The 17,766-nt window shown below is 43.1% G+C and carries 14 protein-coding genes, 1 tRNA gene, 2 pseudogenes and 1 other annotated feature; of the genes and pseudogenes, 3 read left to right on the top strand and 14 right to left on the bottom strand.

Features of this window, described 5'->3' with window-relative positions:
• Positions 1–257: 257 nt before the first annotated feature.
• The 10 genes from V7K21_RS07165 to rplS all read right to left on the bottom strand — a co-directional run bounded on the left by V7K21_RS07165 (position 258) and on the right by rplS (position 6,940).
• The gene (locus V7K21_RS07165) at positions 258–551 is read right to left on the bottom strand and encodes a hypothetical protein (RefSeq protein WP_335172832.1); all 294 of its coding nucleotides are present in this window, start codon (positions 549–551) and stop codon (positions 258–260) included.
• Between the two features lie 2 nt (positions 552–553).
• Positions 554–2,032, bottom strand: coding sequence for a class I SAM-dependent DNA methyltransferase (locus V7K21_RS07160; protein ID WP_335172830.1), 1,479 nt, complete (start codon positions 2,030–2,032; stop codon positions 554–556).
• A gap of 461 nt (positions 2,033–2,493) precedes the next feature.
• Positions 2,494–2,883 (bottom strand): 50S ribosomal protein L7/L12, encoded by a 390-nt coding sequence (rplL, locus tag V7K21_RS07155; protein ID WP_335172828.1) that lies wholly within the window; start codon positions 2,881–2,883, stop codon positions 2,494–2,496.
• A gap of 87 nt (positions 2,884–2,970) precedes the next feature.
• Complete coding sequence (gene rplJ, locus V7K21_RS07150; RefSeq protein WP_335172826.1) at positions 2,971–3,555, bottom strand: 50S ribosomal protein L10; 585 nt, start codon at positions 3,553–3,555, stop codon at positions 2,971–2,973.
• A gap of 63 nt (positions 3,556–3,618) precedes the next feature.
• Positions 3,619–3,787 (bottom strand) — a sequence feature (ribosomal protein L10 leader region).
• Positions 3,788–3,851: 64 nt separating this feature from the next.
• A complete protein-coding gene (gene rplA / locus V7K21_RS07145) occupies positions 3,852–4,565 on the bottom strand; it encodes a 50S ribosomal protein L1 (RefSeq protein ID WP_335172824.1) in 714 nt (237 codons plus the stop codon).
• 147 nt (positions 4,566–4,712) lie between these two features.
• A complete protein-coding gene (gene rplK, locus V7K21_RS07140; RefSeq protein ID WP_335172822.1) occupies positions 4,713–5,138 on the bottom strand; it encodes a 50S ribosomal protein L11 in 426 nt (141 codons plus the stop codon).
• 6 nt (positions 5,139–5,144) lie between these two features.
• Complete coding sequence (gene nusG, locus V7K21_RS07135) at positions 5,145–5,786, bottom strand: transcription termination/antitermination protein NusG (protein WP_273766608.1); 642 nt, start codon at positions 5,784–5,786, stop codon at positions 5,145–5,147.
• The gene (gene secE, locus V7K21_RS07130) at positions 5,786–6,007 is read right to left on the bottom strand and encodes a preprotein translocase subunit SecE (RefSeq protein WP_335172820.1); all 222 of its coding nucleotides are present in this window, start codon (positions 6,005–6,007) and stop codon (positions 5,786–5,788) included. The genes nusG and secE overlap by 1 nt, the downstream gene beginning before the upstream one ends.
• Positions 6,008–6,350: 343 nt before the next feature.
• Positions 6,351–6,423 (bottom strand) — tRNA-Trp (locus tag V7K21_RS07125).
• 154 nt (positions 6,424–6,577) lie between these two features.
• On the bottom strand, positions 6,578–6,940 hold the full coding sequence (gene rplS, locus V7K21_RS07120) for a 50S ribosomal protein L19 (RefSeq protein WP_334978399.1): 363 nt from the start codon (positions 6,938–6,940) through the stop codon (positions 6,578–6,580).
• Between the two features lie 153 nt (positions 6,941–7,093).
• Here rplS and V7K21_RS07115 point away from each other — a divergent pair, with 153 nt between their 5' ends.
• A complete protein-coding gene (locus V7K21_RS07115; RefSeq protein ID WP_335172818.1) occupies positions 7,094–8,038 on the top strand; it encodes a glycosyltransferase family 2 protein in 945 nt (314 codons plus the stop codon).
• A 451-nt stretch (positions 8,039–8,489) separates the two neighbouring features.
• Complete coding sequence (locus V7K21_RS07110) at positions 8,490–9,548, top strand: glycosyltransferase family 4 protein (protein ID WP_335172816.1); 1,059 nt, start codon at positions 8,490–8,492, stop codon at positions 9,546–9,548.
• A gap of 62 nt (positions 9,549–9,610) precedes the next feature.
• Here the strand turns inward: V7K21_RS07110 and V7K21_RS07105 are convergent, their stop codons facing one another.
• From V7K21_RS07105 to V7K21_RS07090, 4 genes and pseudogenes are all read right to left on the bottom strand, one after another.
• Positions 9,611–9,934 (bottom strand): hypothetical protein, encoded by a 324-nt coding sequence (locus V7K21_RS07105; RefSeq protein ID WP_335172814.1) that lies wholly within the window; start codon positions 9,932–9,934, stop codon positions 9,611–9,613.
• Positions 9,935–10,022: 88 nt separating this feature from the next.
• On the bottom strand, positions 10,023–11,876 hold the full coding sequence (locus V7K21_RS07100) for an eCIS core domain-containing protein (RefSeq protein ID WP_335172812.1): 1,854 nt from the start codon (positions 11,874–11,876) through the stop codon (positions 10,023–10,025).
• A gap of 386 nt (positions 11,877–12,262) precedes the next feature.
• Positions 12,263–15,530: pseudogene (locus V7K21_RS07095) on the bottom strand (efflux RND transporter permease subunit).
• Between the two features lie 75 nt (positions 15,531–15,605).
• Positions 15,606–16,909, bottom strand: a pseudogene (locus V7K21_RS07090) (efflux RND transporter periplasmic adaptor subunit).
• 274 nt (positions 16,910–17,183) lie between these two features.
• Here V7K21_RS07090 and V7K21_RS07085 point away from each other — a divergent pair.
• Entirely contained in the window at positions 17,184–17,333 is a 150-nt protein-coding gene (locus V7K21_RS07085; RefSeq protein ID WP_335172810.1) for a hypothetical protein, read from the top strand.
• Positions 17,334–17,766: the final 433 nt, after the last annotated feature.

The raw sequence follows: 17,766 nt of genomic DNA, 5'->3' as shown, positions 1-17,766 counted from the left end.
TTTTTTGATCTTTTTCTTCTGGATTCATGCTTGAACACTACCATCTTTCTTCCCTCATGGGAATATTCCTGACATTCCTACCTGGGCAGTTACATTAATTCAAGTTATAGGGTGTGTTACCGCGTTAGCGTAACGCACCGTCAACAATTCAAGTAGGACTTATTGCATTGAAGCCTGAAACAAATTACCCCCCTTAATCCCCCCTTAGAAAGGGGGGAAACAAGATTTCCGGTTCCCTCCCCTTCACAAGGGGAGGGTTAGGGTGGGGTAAAACTGACGCGAAAAACCTCATCACCAAAGATTTGCAGTATTGCAATAACGACGATCGCATTTGTTATTTCGGCGAACCCATTTGTTACTTCGGCGAACTCATTTGTTACTTCGGCGAACCCATTTGTTACTTCGGCGAACCCATTTGTTACTTCGGCGAACCCATTTGTTATTTCGGCGAACCCATTTGTTATTTCGGCGAACCCATTTGTATGTACACCGTAGGCCTGCGGGGAGGGGAGACAAAGCGTAGCTTTGGCGGGGTGCAATTGTTTTTCCACGTTTACCCCTTCCGCCGTTGCAACAAAGTCATCGGGTCAAAACCGTGACTAGTAAACAATTCTTGCTTTGCATCTACCTCAGACTTGGGTACACCACCCAAAAGATGCGATCGCACATCTTGAGGTTCTGGCGGTGGGGTATTATCAGCATAGCGGCGAATATTGCAGTTGTATTCGTAGTCAGCCAATTGTTGTTGAGTCACCACCGCCGCATAACCAGGAATCCCAGGATAATCGGCATTAATTGTAAAATCTTCATAAGCTGAGACAATTTTTTCTATATGTTCAGGACGCAAAGAATTTTGAGCGCGTCCAGTCTGAAATTCCGCATCAGCGTTGATAAATAAGACCTTACCTTGAGTCGCTTTTGGTTTAGCACCTCTGGGACGCATCACCAAAATACACGCCGGAATCCCAGTACCATAAAATAATTGTGGTGGTAAGCCAATCACCGCCTCTAAATTATCCTCTTCAATAAATAACTGGCGAATTTTCTTTTCTTCACCACCGCGAAATAGTACCCCATGCGGCATTACCGTCGCCATAATCCCATCTTGCTTTAACACCGCCAGCATGTGCTGGGCGAACATCAAATCAGCTTTTCCACTCGTAGGGCAAAAAACACGGAATCGGTCTTTAAACTCCATCGGGTTATCTTTATTACCCCGGCTGTAGTTTTGCGAAAACGGTGGATTACTCAGTATTCGGTCATAATGCTTTAAATTTCCCCCCTCTTTAATCGGCACCATTAAGGTATCGTCATTCTGAAGCACAGCATTGGGGATTCCATGCAGCAATAAATTCATCTTGCAGATAGCCCAAACTCCCCCGTTATTATCTTGTCCGTAGAGTCTCAAATTGCGAGAATTTCCACCGTGTTCTTCTATGTGCTGCTTAGATAAAATTAACATTCCCCCCGAACCCACACAGGGGTCATAAACCTCCATCCTTTCTTGGGGGTTGACAATTCGCACCATTAACTTCACCACTCCACGGGGAGTATAAAATTCACCGCCCTTTTTACCAGCAGAGTCGGCAAAGAAATAAATTAAATACTCATAGGCTGCACCCAATAAATCGGGAAATTCTAAATCTTGATTACGTAGCGATCGCTTGTCAAAATGTTCTATCATTTGGCGTAATTGCAAATCGCTTAATGTACTCTTGCCACCCACCTGCTTATTAAAATCAATATGCTCAAAAACATTTTGCAACACTGCCTGATTAGCATCAGCAAGTTTGTGTAGAGCAATATTAAGTTTATTGCCTATCTGTTGATGAAAGGTGTTAACTATAGTATTCCAACGAGATTCTAATGGCACAAATAACGTATAAGCTTCTCTATCAGTTGGAACATAGCGTTTAGGGTTGTCAGCCTTTTCCTTAGCAGCTTCTTCACTCTCCCCTTTATCCATAAATTCCTTGACAATTTGCTGATAACGCACATCAAACACATCAGCAGCCAGCTTTAAGAACAGCATCCCAAAGATAAATTACTTATATTCAGAAGCGTCCATTTTGCCGCGTAAAATATCAGCCGCCGCAAATAAGTGACGTTCCAGCTTTGGAAGAGTGAGTTTTGCCATAACAGTAGAATACCCTGCTTTTCATGCTCAATAATTTACCTTTACTTCCTGAGTGTCACCACTAATTAACTTACCCTCTGTCTTTTTATAGACAATCATTCATAATACGAACTTGAATACAAAAATAGTATTTTACACTAGGCTGATTGGCTTTATAGACAAGATATAAAAAAACCAGAAAAACAATGTGAACTTTTAAAACGAATGCAATTAGAGAGCCGATTAAGTTTAAATTGCTGGGTAAGCAAGTTCGTAATAAGGACTAAAGTGCTTACTACAAATCCTCAAAACTAGCCTGAAATAAAAAAAGGAGCCTGACTCAGACTCCTTAATAAAAACTAGTAATAGAATTGTGACTACTTAACAGTCACCTTACCGCCAGCTTCTTCGATCCGCTTCTTAGCATCTTCAGCAGCATCCTTAGGAATACCTTCTTTAACTGCCTTGGGTGCAGCTTCCACCAAGTCTTTAGCTTCTTTTAGACCCAAACCAGTCAATTCCCGGACAATCTTCAGCACGGCAATCTTCTTATCAGCTGGGACTGATTCGAGAACCACTTCAAACTCGGTTTGCTCAACAACTTCCTCAGCAGGAGCAGGACCAGTACCAGTACCTGTGAACGCTACGCCAACGGGTGCAGCAGCACTCACGCCAAAAGCTTCTTCAATTTGCTTGACTAACTCAGAAGCTTCCAGCAAAGAAAGGGTTTTTAGCTGTTCTAAAATTTGATCGGTTGTAGCAGACATTGATATAACTCCTGTAATTTTGATTATTTATTTAGCCATTAGTCATTGGTCTTTAACTATAGACTTTTGACTGATGAACCACGAAGTCTATTCAGCAGCTGTTTCGGTGCTGCTATCTTGTACAGCAGGGCTTTCGGTGCTACCACCACTTTGCTCTTGGTCGGCCACAGCCTGCAAAGCACGAGCCAATGAACCAGGAACTTCGTTGATACCCACAGCAATCTTGGTTGCCAAAGCATTGATAGCTCCAGCAATTTGGGCTATGAGTTGTTCCTTAGATGGCAAGTCTCCCAATACCTTGACATCAGGTTCTTTGAGTAGACGACCTTCCAGTACACCACCGCGAAGTTCTGTTTTCTTGCTGACTTTTTGGAATTCTTGGTATGCCTTAATTGCCGATGAAAAATCTTCTTTTACCAGCAAAAAGGCGGAAGCACCATTAAGCAATTCTGACAAAGGCTGCCATTTTTCATCATCTTTAATGGCAATGCCCATTAGGGTGTTCTTCGTTACCTTACAAACGGTGCCAGTGGGACGCAGCCGCCGCCGTAAATCGGTGATTTCAGAAACTGTTAGCCCCTGATAGTCAATTACCAGTGCCAGAGTTGACTGACTCAAAGTTTCTTTGAGGTCAGCTACTATTTCTTTTTTATTTTCTACTGTTCTACCCATTCCAATCTCACCTCCTTAAAATAATCGGGGAAGTGCCCTAGTTGTACGTTTCTTCTAAACCTGAATCCAAACAACAAACCCCAGCTAATATAGCCGGGGTTAAGTAGTAAGACTCCTAATGCCATAGTTATCACACCTTTATAGGTGGTAATTCTGACAATTAGATGTTTCAACCTCGGCAGGATATTAAGCTATTAGCACCTGCTGTCTCCGGCTTTGCCTATTTAATTTAAAGTTAGGAGTGAACAGTTAGGAGTTAGTAGTTTTATTCCTAACTTTATAACTCATAACTCTTATTAACCTGCTTCGCTCAGTTTCAAATCTCGTAGGGCGGTGATATCAACTTTAATCGATGGGCCCATAGTGGCTGACACATAAAATGTGCGCCAATAACGACCTTTAGCTCCGGAAGGACGGTTACGGTCAATCGTCTCCTGCAATGCCTTCAGGTTGACTAACAAATCTTCAGGCGAGAAAGTTGCCTTACCAAACATAACATGGACAATACCAGTTCGATCGGCTCGGAATTCTAATTTACCAGCTTTAAATTCTGCGATCGCACTTGCTAAATCAAATGTCACGGTTCCACCCTTAGGCGATGGCATTAAACCACGTGGCCCAAGCAACTTACCCAGCCTTGCCACCTGTGGCATCACATCGGGTGTCGCAATCAGCTTGTCAAAATCCATCCTACCTTTCTGGATTTCGTCAATCAGTTCTTCTGAACCTACTATATCAGCACCAGCGTTGCTTGCTTCGTTTACCTTTTCGCCTCTGGCTATCACCGCCACCCGGACGATTTGTCCTGTACCTTTAGGCAGTCCTACCGTTGTCCGTAACTGTTGGTCTGTATACTTTGGGTCAATTCCCAGCCGGATATGCGCTTCAGCAGCTTCAGCAAATTTAGCTGTTGCTGTGTCTTTGAGAAGGGCTAAAGCCTCTAAGGGTTGATAGTCCTTATCTTCTACTTTTGCTTGCAGCGTCTGCAAACGACGCGATATTTTTACCATTTTTTTCTCCTGGGGTAATTCCGAAGCCTCGCCTCTCCCCCGATAATTTTTAGTTATTTGTCCTTTGTCATTTGTCCTACTATGCGATAAGCCGCTGGCGCGTCTATGTCATTTGCTGGTTTTTTATTAATGACCAATGACCAATGACTAATCTTTGACTGTTATACCCATATTCTTAGCCGTTCCTCCCACAATCTTCATTGCCGCTTCGATGTCGTTGGCGTTGAGGTCAGGGAGTTTTGTTTGGGCTATTTCTTGCAATTGTGCTTTGGTAATTGACCCAACCTTCTTTTTGTTGGGTTCATTCGAGCCTTTTTCAACTTTCGCCGCCTTCCGAATTAGCACTGATGCTGGTGGCGTCTTGAGTACAAATGTAAAACTCCGGTCTTCAAAAACCGAAATTTCTACAGGGATCACCATTCCAGCTTGATCTGCTGTTTTGGCGTTGTACTCTTTACAAAACATCATAATGTTAACGCCGTGTTGACCCAACGCGGGTCCCACTGGCGGCGCTGGATTGGCTTTTCCAGCATTCAGGGCCAGTTTTATGACCGCTACTATTTTCTTCGCCATTTGTATTTAGCTCTGTTTCTCTACCTGATTAAATTCCAATTCTACTGGTGTATCCCTGCCGAAAATTGACAGCAAGGCTTTGAGCTTACTCCGCTCTGGAGAGACTTCAATCACCTCGCCTTCAAAGTCTTTAAATGGACCAGAAAGCACCATTATCTTATCACCAGTAGCCATGTCAATTTTGACAACAGCTTCCTGTTCGCTGGTTTGTTTGAATATACGTTCGACTTCTGAAGAACTCAGTGGTATGGGGTTGACATGACCGCGACCCTTACTACTACCACGTTTTTGTTCTGAACCCACAAAATTGATTACATGGGAGGTGTTTCGTACCACCTGCCAGGTATCATCATCCATCATCATCCGCACCAGCACATAGCCAGGAAAAACTTTTTCTTCTGTATGCTGGCGACTGCCATCTTTGCGGATTTTCACCGCTGGCGTTTGCGGAATTTCTACCTGGACAATTTTGTCAGCTACATCAAAAGTTTGAATGCGTTGCTCTAAGTTAGTCTTTACACGCTTTTCACAGCCTGAGGCTACTTGCACTGCATACCAGCGTGCTTCTTTTGACGCTGCTTCTGCTGTTTCTCCTGTTTCCTCCGACTGCAACGTGGAGTTGCGAGGTTCGTCTGTTGCAAAAGTCATCAGAACACCTGTTTTGCTGCCCAACCAAACAATCCATCGACCAAGTATATCAAAGATGCGGAGAGTGCCACCATTAACAACACAGCGGCGGATTCGCTCACTATCTGCTTCCGACTCGGCCAGACTACTTTCTCAAGTTCTTCTTTGATTCCCTGTATGAAGTTGCCAGGGCTAAACCCATTTGTGGTTTCTGGCAATTCTGCTTCACTTTTTTTGGCCACGATTGTTTATCCCCCCTTTGTCACTCAATTTTGGATTTTGGATTTTGGATTTTAGATTTACCCTATGCTTTAAGGCAAAGGAGCTTAATTTTAGATTTTGGGTTGTCGATTTTAGATTTCTTCTCAATCTAAAATTTCAAATCGGCAGATTTTATCTTTTTAATCCAAAATCTCAAATCTCAAATCTCAAATTCGACGATCCCGGTTTGCAGCTTCGACTCTATTTCACTCTCTGTCAGTAAAACAACTGCAAATACAATAATAAGTTTACCCGAAATTATTATCGCTAACTGCTATATTAGCAGCTGCGTAATTATTTCGGGCTTTGTTTTTTGCTCTTAAGCGCGCCCTGGAGGACTCGAACCTCCGACATCAGGTTTTGGAGACCTGCGTTCTACCAACTGAACTAAGAGCGCACAAGCTGTTTTTGATTCAGTCATTGCGCTGAACTAAATTTCAGTTTAACGCAACACGCGATTTATATCATATCTCAATTCTGTCCTTGGGAACAAGTCAGCGGCAGATGCCGCTTGAGGCTTGAGATTTCTCCCATAATGATTGAAGGACGAATCACAAAGGGCGGTCAAACCGTTGCTTGATCCGGGTTGCCTTACCTACGCGATCGCGGAGATAATACAGTTTAGCACGGCGTACCTTACCGCGACGTAATACCTTGATGCTGTCAATCCGGGGAGAATGCAAGAGAAACACCCGCTCAACGCCCACACCTTGAAAAACCTTACGGACTGTAATAGTTTCGTTGATGCCACCATTGCGTTTGGCAATCACTACTCCCTCATAGGGTTGTACACGGTACTTTTCGCCTTCCTTGATTTTTACTCCCACTTTTACTGTGTCGCCCACATAAATATCGGGCAAATTCGATTTTTTCTGTTCCGCTTCAATGGAGCGGATAATCTCTTGAGCGTTCATAGTCTTTCCGTCTGCTTACAAAAAACTCCCAATCATCAATCATAAATCGATAATCCTATTTCAGTCTACTTGTTGTGATTGATAATTTTACTGATACAACAGCCTAGAGATCAAAGCTATATTGCAGAATGCTGTACCACAGGGGTGAAATTTATGAAATTTAGCGTCGTCATCAGTACCTATAATCGCTTGAACTTACTGCAAAGAGCAATTGACTCGGCTCGTAACCAAACAATCGAGTGCGAGGTGGTTGTTGCTGACGACTGTTCATCTGATGACACCCAAACATATCTCAAAAGTTTAGGGGACAAGGTTGTTTACCATCGGAACGAAGTGAACCTTGGTCATGCAGCAACCGTAAATGCTGGAGTTGCCAAAGCTAGCGGCGACTGGGTTAAGTTTTTAGATGATGATGACTATTTAGCGCCCAACTGCATAGAAGAGATGGCTAAGGCGATCGCACTTCGTCCCGATGCTGTAATCTGCTCTTGTGTGGCGGCTCAGGTGGATGGCAATGAAGTTGAACTCAGTCGCACCCCGCAAGTTGGCCCCGGATTAGCTTTTTATGTCCCACAAGCCGATATTCACTACGGTATGCTCTTAGAGCTTGTACCCTTTGGCACACCTGTACAAGTAGCTTGTCGGCGTGATGCTTTCCTGCAAACTGGTGGTTGGGACTCCACACTCGATGCTAATTGTGATGACATCGATTCTTGGATTCGGATTGCTCAGTTTGGTGATGCTATTTTCTTCAACCAATGTCTTGCTTACCGCACTATTTGGCCGGGTGCATATAATCAAAAGTTTTCTTTATCTCGGCGGTTGGCTACAAATATTTTGATGAAGGAGAAAATTTACGCCTTGGTAAATGACCAACATCGCTCAAAGATTCCCGTCTTTCAGGATATAAAAAATTACCTAAAACTCCATTGGATTTTAGTAGCACTGAAGCAAAAAAATATCAAGAGTTTTCTTTCAATGATAGATCCATCTGTACTTTCTCCTCAGTCTTGGAAGTTTTTGCTAACTGCTGTCTCATCACGCCGCTCTCAAGGACAAAATTCTGAGGTTCGTAAACTTGTATTGATTGAGTCCTAACTTTTTAAGCATTGATAAACATTTGATCCTCAGAGAATATTATGCCTGAAGAAAAAGTATATTTAGAGCTTTCAGAAAATTATAAACACACAGCCAAAATCAGAGCGATCGCTGTATTGAATGGTATTTATATATCTGCTGTGCTGTAGTAAAGTCCGATGCCAGGGTATTAGCTTATCCTGGTCATAGCCATTGGGGAATACAAAATAAGGCTATAGCGACTGAAATAGCAGATTCAGTCTTCCGAATTTTGGAGTTTTACCCCGATTTATCGAGCCGTTACTGAATAAGTCTTTAAGCTAAGTAACTGGTTATAAGCGCTCTTAGTCAGTAGCAAGTGGTCAATTTTACGTACTACTGACTACTCTTGAGTTGTCGCTGAAGACCTCAATGATTATGTTGATTTACACCCAGTTACTTATCTTGATTTTTTATACATATTTCAAAGATTATGCGAATCATACATATTTTGAACCACGTTCAAGAAATAGGTAACGGTATTGTGAATGTGGCTGTGGATCTGGCTTGTTTACAGGCAAAATGTGGTCATGAGGTAGCGGTTATTTCTGCTGGTGGTGAATATGAGAAATTACTAAAGATGTACGGTGTCAAACACTACCAACTAAATCAAACTAGGAAACCGATAAATATTATCAAAGCAGCTGGGCGTTACCAAGCGATCGCAGCAGAATTTCAGCCGGATATTGTTCATGCACATATGATGACGGGAGTTATACTAGCACGCATTTTTAAAGGGGATAAATATGCTTTAGTTTCCACAGTCCACAACGAATTTCAGCGTTCTAGCCTGCTGATGGGTTTAGCTGACAGAGTAATTGCGGTTAGCAAAGCTGTACGAATATCTATGGCACGGCGCGGTATTTCAGAAAACAAGTTGCGGGTAGTATGCAATGGAACTTTGGGTAGTCCTCGCACCCGACAAATACAAGATTATCAACCTTTAGCGTTACAGCGTCCAGCGATCGCTACTGTAGCCGGGATGTATCAACGCAAAGGAATCAGTGAGTTAATCGCTGCCTTTGAACAAATTGCCTCAGATTTTCCCCAAGCGCATCTTTATTTAGTAGGAAATGGCCCTGATAAACAGCTATTTGAAGCACAAGCACAAGCAACTTCTGTAAAAGAACGCATTCATTTTGAAGGCTTCCAGCCGGAACCTCAACGCTATCTTATATCTTGTGACATATTTGTGTTGGCTTCTCACCGTGACCCTTGCCCCCTGGTACTTTCCGAAGCTAGGGAAGCTGGAACTGCGATCATTGGCACTCAGGTAGATGGGATTCCTGAAGCTTTGGACAATGGGCAAGCAGGTCTTTTAATCCCAGTAAAAAATAGTAATGCTTTGGCTGGAGTTTTAGTAAAATTACTGAGTGATGCCGATATGCTGCATGAGTGGAAACAGCGGGCAAATCAAAACCTAGAGTGGCTGAGTGTTGCCCGCGTTCATCAGGAAACACTGGCAGTGTATCGTGAATTAATTACAGAGTGAGGGCATTGGGCATTGGCGATTGTCAGTTATGCTGTACTAGTCCCCAGTCCCCCGTAACAGCGTTAACAGTGTAGCGATCGCTTTAATTTTAAAGCTACGCCTAAAGCACCAAAGAGCAATACACTCAAAACGCTAGTTGATTCAGGAACAGCAGTATAATAACTAGCCACTCTGATCGGGCCATCTTTATCCGCTTTCTCTGGTGGCACTGATGGAATGATTCCAGCACCTGGCGCTAGATTGGGCAGGGTAGCAAATGGATTGTAAAACAGGGTTCCGTTTGGGATTACGCCACCACTAAAAGTGATGATGTTATCTTTGATAGTAACGTCTGTAAAAATATTCTTTAGTTCAGGGTTATTGGATTCACACATGAGTTTGGACACACTTTAGCCCTTGCTTACGTTACTAATAAGATTCTCATTAGTTTTGGGGAATTTTCCCTATCAGAAAAAATGAAGCATCCCGCTCGATTTATAATCTGAGTGTGTTACCAAATCTCTCTTTTCCCATGAAGATTTTATATGTTGTTGCTGTTCCTGCAGTGGATTCATGCTGACCGACACCAACCACATTATTAACATTGGTTTCAGTGTTCACTTCAAAGAAGAGTGTGCAACCATTACTACTCCCGGCTTTACCCACAGAAAAATGTTTGACATTAGTATGTCCCGTAGTAGCTTTTCCATACCCGTTCTCAATCCCTGTAATACATCTACCAATTGCTGACTTTTGTGTGTTATTGGGCATCACTTCCTGGATTTTTGTCTCCAGTTGTTCTCGTGTATGTACTTCCCCATGCCAGATGAATTTTATTGAGGGGGTAGTATCTACGGTAGTTGAGTTTGTATTTTCTGCAAGACTTCCGATCTCTGGTCTTGTCTTCTCCTTCTGTTTTTTTCGTCCGGTTATCTCTAGACCTTCTGGAGTTAGACTTAGCTCAACTTCATTATTCCCTGCTTCTTTAATTTTAACTAATTTAGAGGAACTAGCCTCGGCAATAACATCCTCAGGATTTTTAATCTCATCGGGTTTAACCTCTTTTTGCAACTCTTGAACAGTAGGTACCACTCCCGTTTCCACTCTGTTTCGTCTTCTTTTGTTGGATCGTCTGTTACCAACTTCTTCAACTGTTTCATCTAAAGGAATACCGAAAATTTTGAAAACTTTGTTACTAACATCGTTTGTAAATTGTCTGTCATTGAGTTGTTCTTCTGAGGCATTTTGGTATCTTTGTATAAGTTGTTTTTCCTCTTTTGAAGCATTTTTGTATATCTCTCTTTGTCGCATTTTCTCTTCGAGGTTAAGTTTTTGTTCTTTGTGCCAATCCGTCAACATCTCCATCAACACCACAAATATTCCTGCCGCTGTTGCGCGTAGTGCCGTTATCTTTCCTGTTGATATCAAAATCAATAACAATGCTGCAAATACACCGGCTCCCCTAGCAAATTTCTCGCCAGTTGTCCGACGCTGAATGATGTCTGAGGACTTTGCTGTTAATGAGGACACATGAGGCTGAATAACTGGTTTGCTTGATAGCTGCAAAGTCTTTTTACGCAACACATCCTTCTGTCGTTGAATGTTTCCATCGCCATTTTGCTGCACCACATGGGTTAATTCATGCGCTAACAACTCCTGCCCATCCCGACTTCCTGGCTCATATGCTCCTTGCTGAAAGAACACATCTTGTCCTGTTGTAAATGCTTTCGCCTGAATTGAGCGATTCAAATGGTCAGATTGAGCATCTGTATGCACCTTCACCCTACTAAAATCTGCCCCAAACGCTTCCTCCATCGGTTGCCGGATATTTTCTGCTAATGGCTGTCCCCCACTACGCGCTTTTTGTATCGGTGCTTCTAAATGTGTTGAAGCCGTCATGCGGCGTTGCTGCACTAACTTGGCTTGCATCATCCGTTGCTTCATCTCACTCTTGGGCTGGCTGATGTCTAGCGCCTGTCTTGGCATGGGTGCATGAAGACGTTGCACTACCTGACGCGCTACGGTGTCTGCTTCCTGTTCGTATTTATCCCCTGGTTCCCCAATTGTCAGCTTCGCCTGAATTACTTGTGGTAGTTTAACTTTTGGCGCTGTCATTAAATCAGGGATTTCTAACAAGTTCGTCTTTGTCTTTCTTTGAATCTTCAGTCCCTGCGTTTCTTCCTGGTGCTGATGGTAAATTGGTGCAGCTGTTTTTGCCTGCACGGTTGGGGTTGGTGTTGGTGTCGTCTGTTTAGTAGTTAACGGGAAGGGTCTCGATGTCAATTGGGATGTTGTCTGTGGAGTTTGAGTATTTGTCGAAGAAGTTTTCTGGATTTTTTGGAATGTCATATGATTCTTCCTTTCCTTAACCCTCAAGGTAATTGAGTTCCTGATTTCACATATCTAGTAGACTTACAGCAGCGGCATCAAACTCCACTACAGGTTAGTTAGACGGTAACATCAGCGTTCCACAGGCATTGTTATTACACTGATAGTGTTATGATTTAACCCGGATTATACCATCTCCCCATCCATCACCATATTCCAGTCAGCCCTTTGCCGTCTTGCCCTAACGAAGGACTATTTAATGCCCTTGAAATCCTGTGGATAAACATCATGGGGGTAGGGCAGGTTGGGTTATGGGCAATGAATAAAGGAGTTGGGGAGAAACAAACTTGATAAGGAAGGTTGAGTATTAAAAGAGGGATAGTTTTGTATTAATCCTTCTCAGAAACTCAAATAAATTTTTTTGTAAATCTACGTAACCGGATAAACACTGGCTTCGCCCAATTCCCACCTAGCAAATCGTGCAGCAGGATATAAAAACAGGGGATGATAAATAATGTCAACATTGTTGCGATCGCCATCCCAAAGAAAACTACAATTCCTAAAGGCTGCAAAAACTCGGAACCTTCGCCAATGCCCAATGCCAAGGGAAACAGTCCCAAGATAGTGGTGACTGTGGTCATGATAATTGGGCGCAAGCGTTGAGGAGCAGCTTTGATGATCGCAATTTGGCGAGTGCAACCTTCTTCATCGCGAATTTGGTTTGCTAGTTCTACCATTAGAATCCCTGCGTTCACCACAATTCCCACCAGCAGCACAACACCAACAATTACAGTTGCGCCAATTGCAGTTTTGGTAATGTAAAGTCCAAAAATTCCCCCAGCTAACGCCAGTGGTACGGTGAACATAATTACCAACGGGTCAATTAGCGAATTGTATTGCACCGCCATGACTACAAAGATTAAGAACGTTGCCAACGCCCCCAAAGTTTTTAAAGCATCCTGAAGTTGCTGATTAGTTTCTTGGGCAGAACTAGGCACAAATTGAAACGCCATCAGGTAAGTCTACATCCTTAAGTACCTTATTGACTTCTGCGATCGCTTCACCAAGACTAGCTCCCTCGCTGAGGTTACCTGCCACAATAAAAGCTTGGCGCTGATTAATCCGTTGCACCTCACCAGGCGCTTGACCTTCTTGAATGTTCGCAACATCTGAGAGGCGGATTAGGTGATTGTTTTCTGTAAATAGCGGTAATTGCTCTAACTGGGAAGGACGCTGAATGGCTTCTTTATTTAGCTGTACCCGCACATCAACTAAACGATTACCGCGTTGAATTTGCGTGGGAACTGAACCTTCAATTGCTGTTTGAACTGTTGCACCAATTTGCCCGGCGCTTAATCCTAAAGCCGAAACCCTTTCCCAGTCGGGGCGAATTTGGATTTCCGGTTGCCGGGGGTCTGCATCTGGTCGGAATGTTGCTAATTTTGCCCTTTCCTGCAAAGCTTGCAGCACTTGCGCCCCTGCTTGCGTTAAGTTTTGTTCATTTTCACCTTGCAGAATCACGTCAATTTCTGACCCTTCTACTGGAGAATTACTCAAGATTAAACCCCGTACCTGACCAGGATTGAGGCGCAGCAGAATTCCTGCTAAGTTGAGTTTGTTAAATTCCTGAGTTACTTTTTTGACGAAGGCTTCGACATCTGTGCCTGGTTTAAGATTGATGGTGCTGCTGGCACGTAAAGGATTTTCTGTAGTATTGCTGCCAAATAAATTACCACCCACAGTTGTGAAAGCAGACTCGGTTTCTGGTTGTTTAAGCAAAATGTCATCGACAATTTGCATAACTTTCTCAGAAGTTGCTAAAGGTGTACCGGGAGGAAACTGCGCTCTCAAGTTAGCTTGACCAGTACTGATCCGGGGTAAAATTTCTTGGGGAATTTGACCAAACATAAAGAAGCTACTGCCGCCTAAAATTACCAAAGCAGCAGTTACTACAAGGAGACGATAGCGTAAAACCTTGGTTAAGAAGTTACCGTATCCCCGTGTAGCATCTTCAAATCGGTGATTAAACTGTTTAAGCAGCCAAAATTCGCTGATTCGACTAGACCAGGGAATTCCCAAAAGTCGAGAAGACAGCATCGGCACTATTGTGATTGCGACGACAAGGGAGGCTGCGACTGCGAAGCTAATTGTCAGAATCAGTTCATTAAATAGCAGTGCAATAAAGCCGCCAATTAAGAGAAATGGCACTACAGAAACTAAGTTGGCACCTGTAGCAGCAACTAAAGCAGATTCTACTTCTTGGGAAGCATTAATGGCAGTGTCAATAAAGAATTTTGAATTTTTCTTCTGCCCCTCTGCCTCGATCTCTCTTTGATTGGGAGTCATCCCAGCTTTTTCGGAAATGTTCTCTAAGATCACAACCGATGTATCAATTGCTTGACCGACTCCCAATGTTAAACCTGCCAAACTAAATACATTTAAAGTCAGACCAAATATTTTCATCAAAGTGATCGCTGCCAGAGTACACAGCGGAATCGTCAAACTGATAATCAATGTTTGCCTGAATGATCCCAAAAATAACAACACTGCTGCTGCTGCTAACAATGCCCCAGAAATCCCCGAAAAGATGACATCATTTAAAGAATTGCGGATGAAGAGAGATTCATCTGTGGTCGGACTCAAAGTCATGTCTGCTGGAATTAAACCCGATTGTCGTAATTGTTCAATTCGCCGTTTAACAGCATCTACAACTGTAATTGTGTTGGCCTCCGGCTGCTTTTGGACTGAAAATTTCACCGCAGGCTGACGGTTGAGGTAAACAAATAATCGCTGGTCTTCTGTATCATCAATTACCTCTGCAAAATCTCGTAAATAAACGCGCCGGGAAGGAACTGGGGTAGTAGTGGTATTAGTATTCGCAGTAGCAGGGGAAGCGGAGGAAACTTCCAAGGAAAGGTTTTCAATTTCCCTGGCATTTTGGAAACGTCCTACAGTCCGAGTCAATGGCTCAGAATTTTGTCCCAGAATCCGACCACCAGAAGTATCTTGGTTACGGGCTGTTAATTCATTTAATACATCATTTAACCCCACACCCAAAGCTTGCAATCGGTTTAAGTCAACAAGCACTCGTACTTCTTCCTCAGCACCGCCAGATACATCAACTGAGGCGACCCCTGGCACGACACTGAGTTCACGCGTTAACTCTTCATCAGCAAATACGCGTAAATCTTTACCTGGCAAAGAGGCAGATGTCAGCGCCAATTCATAAACCGGCAATTGGGAGGGATCGACTTTAAATAAGCGTGGCTCCTCTATCGTATCTGGCAGTTGTCCTCGGTTTCGGTTAAAAGCAGCAGTAGCATCGTTTAGGGCTTGGTCAATATCGCCCCCTGGTTGGAAGTATAAATCGAGGCTTACTTGTCCTTCACGGGTGCGGGAAAAAACTTGCACTACATTCTCGGTTGCCGATAAAGCTTCTTCTAAAGGTCTGGTGATTTCATCTACTGCTACTTCTGGGGAAATACCGGGTGCTTCTAGCCGAACCCCAATTCGCGGATAGGTAATTGACGGTAGGAGATCGACTTGGATAGTTGTCAGAAAAAATACCCCAATGACAATTACTGCCACGGTAAGCATGAGTGTGCCAATGTGTTGGCGGATAGCGATCGCACTAAGGCTAAATCCGCCATTGCCATTATTATTTACCTGTTGCATGATCCTAAATGATAAGTGCTAAGTGCTGACTACTGAGTACTTTTTTTATTGGTATGGTGATTATTGCTCACCTTACTATTGCTTTTCTGAAAGAATTGAAAGACTTACAGTGTCACCTTCTTTTAACGGCTTACCACTACGAACAACATAGCGCTCTCCCGCTTGCAAACCGGATAAAATTTCCACTCTCCCATCAGCCTTTTTCCCAACATTACGGCTCGTGCTATTACCTTCGTTTTGCCTTCTGTGTCTTTGACGACAAATATTGCTCCACTTTGGTCTTGTGACTTTGCCTCTGCTATATCAGATGTGTTAGGCAAAGAAGAGTTCTGCCGTACATTTTTTTGCGTCTCCCCTGTACCCTTGAAGTTCTTACTGCCTACTTTTTGAATAGCTGTTTGCGGCACTACAACCTGCTGTTGTGTCTGGTTTTCAAAATTGACTCGCGCCAGTAGTCCACTGCCAATCTTGCCTTGAGTGTTGGGAATCACTACCTCTACAGGTATCAAGCGAGCTGTGGCATCGGCTGCTGGAGAAATACGGGTAACTCTGCCAATTAATGCTTGATCGGGGAAAGCATCTAAGCGCACTTGTACAGACTGTCCAGCTTGAATTTGTGCCAGTTCTAATTCGGAAACTTGTACGACAACTTTGACACGGTTAAAATCACCAATTTTTAAAACTTCGCTACCTGCTTGCAGAAGATTACCAGGTTCTGTCACCTTTTCTGTCACTACGCCAGTAATGGGGGATGTCAGCCGAGCGTAAGAACTGCACTCTTTGGTTTGAGCAACTAATGCCTGTTGGGCTAATACTCTACCTTGAGCGGCAGCGACGGCTTGCTGTTCTGTACGGACTTGTTCTTGAGTTGCCCGCAGCGCTTGGGCGGCTGTTTGCGCCTGGGTACGTGCTCGTTGAGCGGTTTGTTCAGCGATCGCTCCAGCTTTGAATAGATTTTGTTGGCGTTGTGAGTCTGCCTGAGCTTGTACCACTTCTAAACGTGCCCGTTCAACGTCTGCACGGGCATTGCTTACCTAATTGGTTGCCCTAGCTACTTCTGATTTGAGGGCTGCTAGTTCTGCTTCTGCTTGCTTTAATTCGGTCAAAAGTATGGCATCATCTAACTGCCCGATGTTTTGTCCAAGCTTTACCTGATCGCCCACATCTAAGTTCAAAGCCAATAACCGGGCTTCCACCTGCGATCGCACTGATACAATCCGAAAGGGTGTTGTATTACCTGTATATTCTGGTTGTTTTTGCAGCAAGTCAGTTCGAGCGATCGCCACATTTACAGCCGTTGTACCACCACGTTGTCCACTACCAGGACTTTGAGATTCCGCATCAGCCGATTCCTTGGGCAGTGATCCGCAATTCGCCATCAGCAGTCCTATGCCCAGCAAACAGGGAATCAATAATATTGATGTAAAAGGGGAAGACACCTTTGTGTGAACGTTACTCTTTACATCTGCGACACCCACATCAGTCTTCACAACTGAATCTAACAGGGTATTAATTACTTGGTTAGCGGCTGCGAAAGCTGAAATTTTCGCCTGCTTTTGCGGCTTATTTCTGTCCAAAATCATTTATGTTTCTCCTATTTGGGGAGCTTTTGGGATTAAACAGCCGTGCATTACCAAGTAATTTTGAGACATTATGACCAATGAAAAGCGGCGAGAGTCAATTAACTATCTTCTTGCAGAATTATGTATCAAAAATTACTTTTTAGCGCAAAAAATTCTCACCACTTTAACTCATTACATCGAGGAGGCAATTTTTTCGCTGACGATGCAATTATTAATTTAGTATAAATACTTTTAAATTTATTGCAATCTGCCCTTAGTAGAAGACTTGCGTTTCCTGAAGATATCGGACTTTTACGCCCCTACTTATAAAATGGGCAGTATCAAATAATTATACTTCTGCTTACATACCAAAACTTAACTATAGCAAAATGCCTAGTAATTTTTACGGTTAATTAGATATATTAAGAATAGTAAAGATAAATTGCTTTTTTTGACGCTGTAATATTTCGATTAAGCAATTGCGTATACAGCAAATAAAAGACCGATATCTGCTACAGCCATAAATCTTAAATGAGGAAAGTTACGAGTGACATCATTATTAAAAATTGTACAAACTACACAGAATTTACGCATTGACAAATAAGACAATAAATGTAGTAAGGAAAATCCGAAAAAAGTAGGCGATCGCTAATTAGCAAGGGACTGGAAAGACG

Source organism: Nostoc sp. (assembly GCF_036919595.1).
Classification (GTDB): domain Bacteria; phylum Cyanobacteriota; class Cyanobacteriia; order Cyanobacteriales; family Nostocaceae; genus Nostoc.
The sequence above is the reverse complement of the archived record's forward strand: the minus strand, read 5'-3'. Positions and strand labels throughout refer to the sequence as shown.

Excerpts from the sequence above, each read along its gene's own strand:
- V7K21_RS07160 (WP_335172830.1), bottom strand. The coding sequence starts at position 2,032 with ATGCTGTTCTTAAAGCTGGCTGCTGATGTGTTTGATGTGCGTTATCAG.
- rplL (WP_335172828.1), bottom strand. The coding sequence starts at position 2,883 with ATGTCTGCTACAACCGATCAAATTTTAGAACAGCTAAAAACCCTTTCT.
- rplJ (WP_335172826.1), bottom strand. The coding sequence starts at position 3,555 with ATGGGTAGAACAGTAGAAAATAAAAAAGAAATAGTAGCTGACCTCAAA.
- rplA (WP_335172824.1), bottom strand. The coding sequence starts at position 4,565 with ATGGTAAAAATATCGCGTCGTTTGCAGACGCTGCAAGCAAAAGTAGAA.
- rplK (WP_335172822.1), bottom strand. The coding sequence starts at position 5,138 with ATGGCGAAGAAAATAGTAGCGGTCATAAAACTGGCCCTGAATGCTGGA.
- nusG (WP_273766608.1), bottom strand. The coding sequence starts at position 5,786 with ATGACTTTTGCAACAGACGAACCTCGCAACTCCACGTTGCAGTCGGAG.
- rplS (WP_334978399.1), bottom strand. The coding sequence starts at position 6,940 with ATGAACGCTCAAGAGATTATCCGCTCCATTGAAGCGGAACAGAAAAAA.
- V7K21_RS07115 (WP_335172818.1), top strand. The coding sequence starts at position 7,094 with ATGAAATTTAGCGTCGTCATCAGTACCTATAATCGCTTGAACTTACTG.
- V7K21_RS07110 (WP_335172816.1), top strand. The coding sequence starts at position 8,490 with ATGCGAATCATACATATTTTGAACCACGTTCAAGAAATAGGTAACGGT.
- V7K21_RS07100 (WP_335172812.1), bottom strand. The coding sequence starts at position 11,876 with ATGACATTCCAAAAAATCCAGAAAACTTCTTCGACAAATACTCAAACT.
- V7K21_RS07085 (WP_335172810.1), top strand. The coding sequence starts at position 17,184 with ATGACCAATGAAAAGCGGCGAGAGTCAATTAACTATCTTCTTGCAGAA.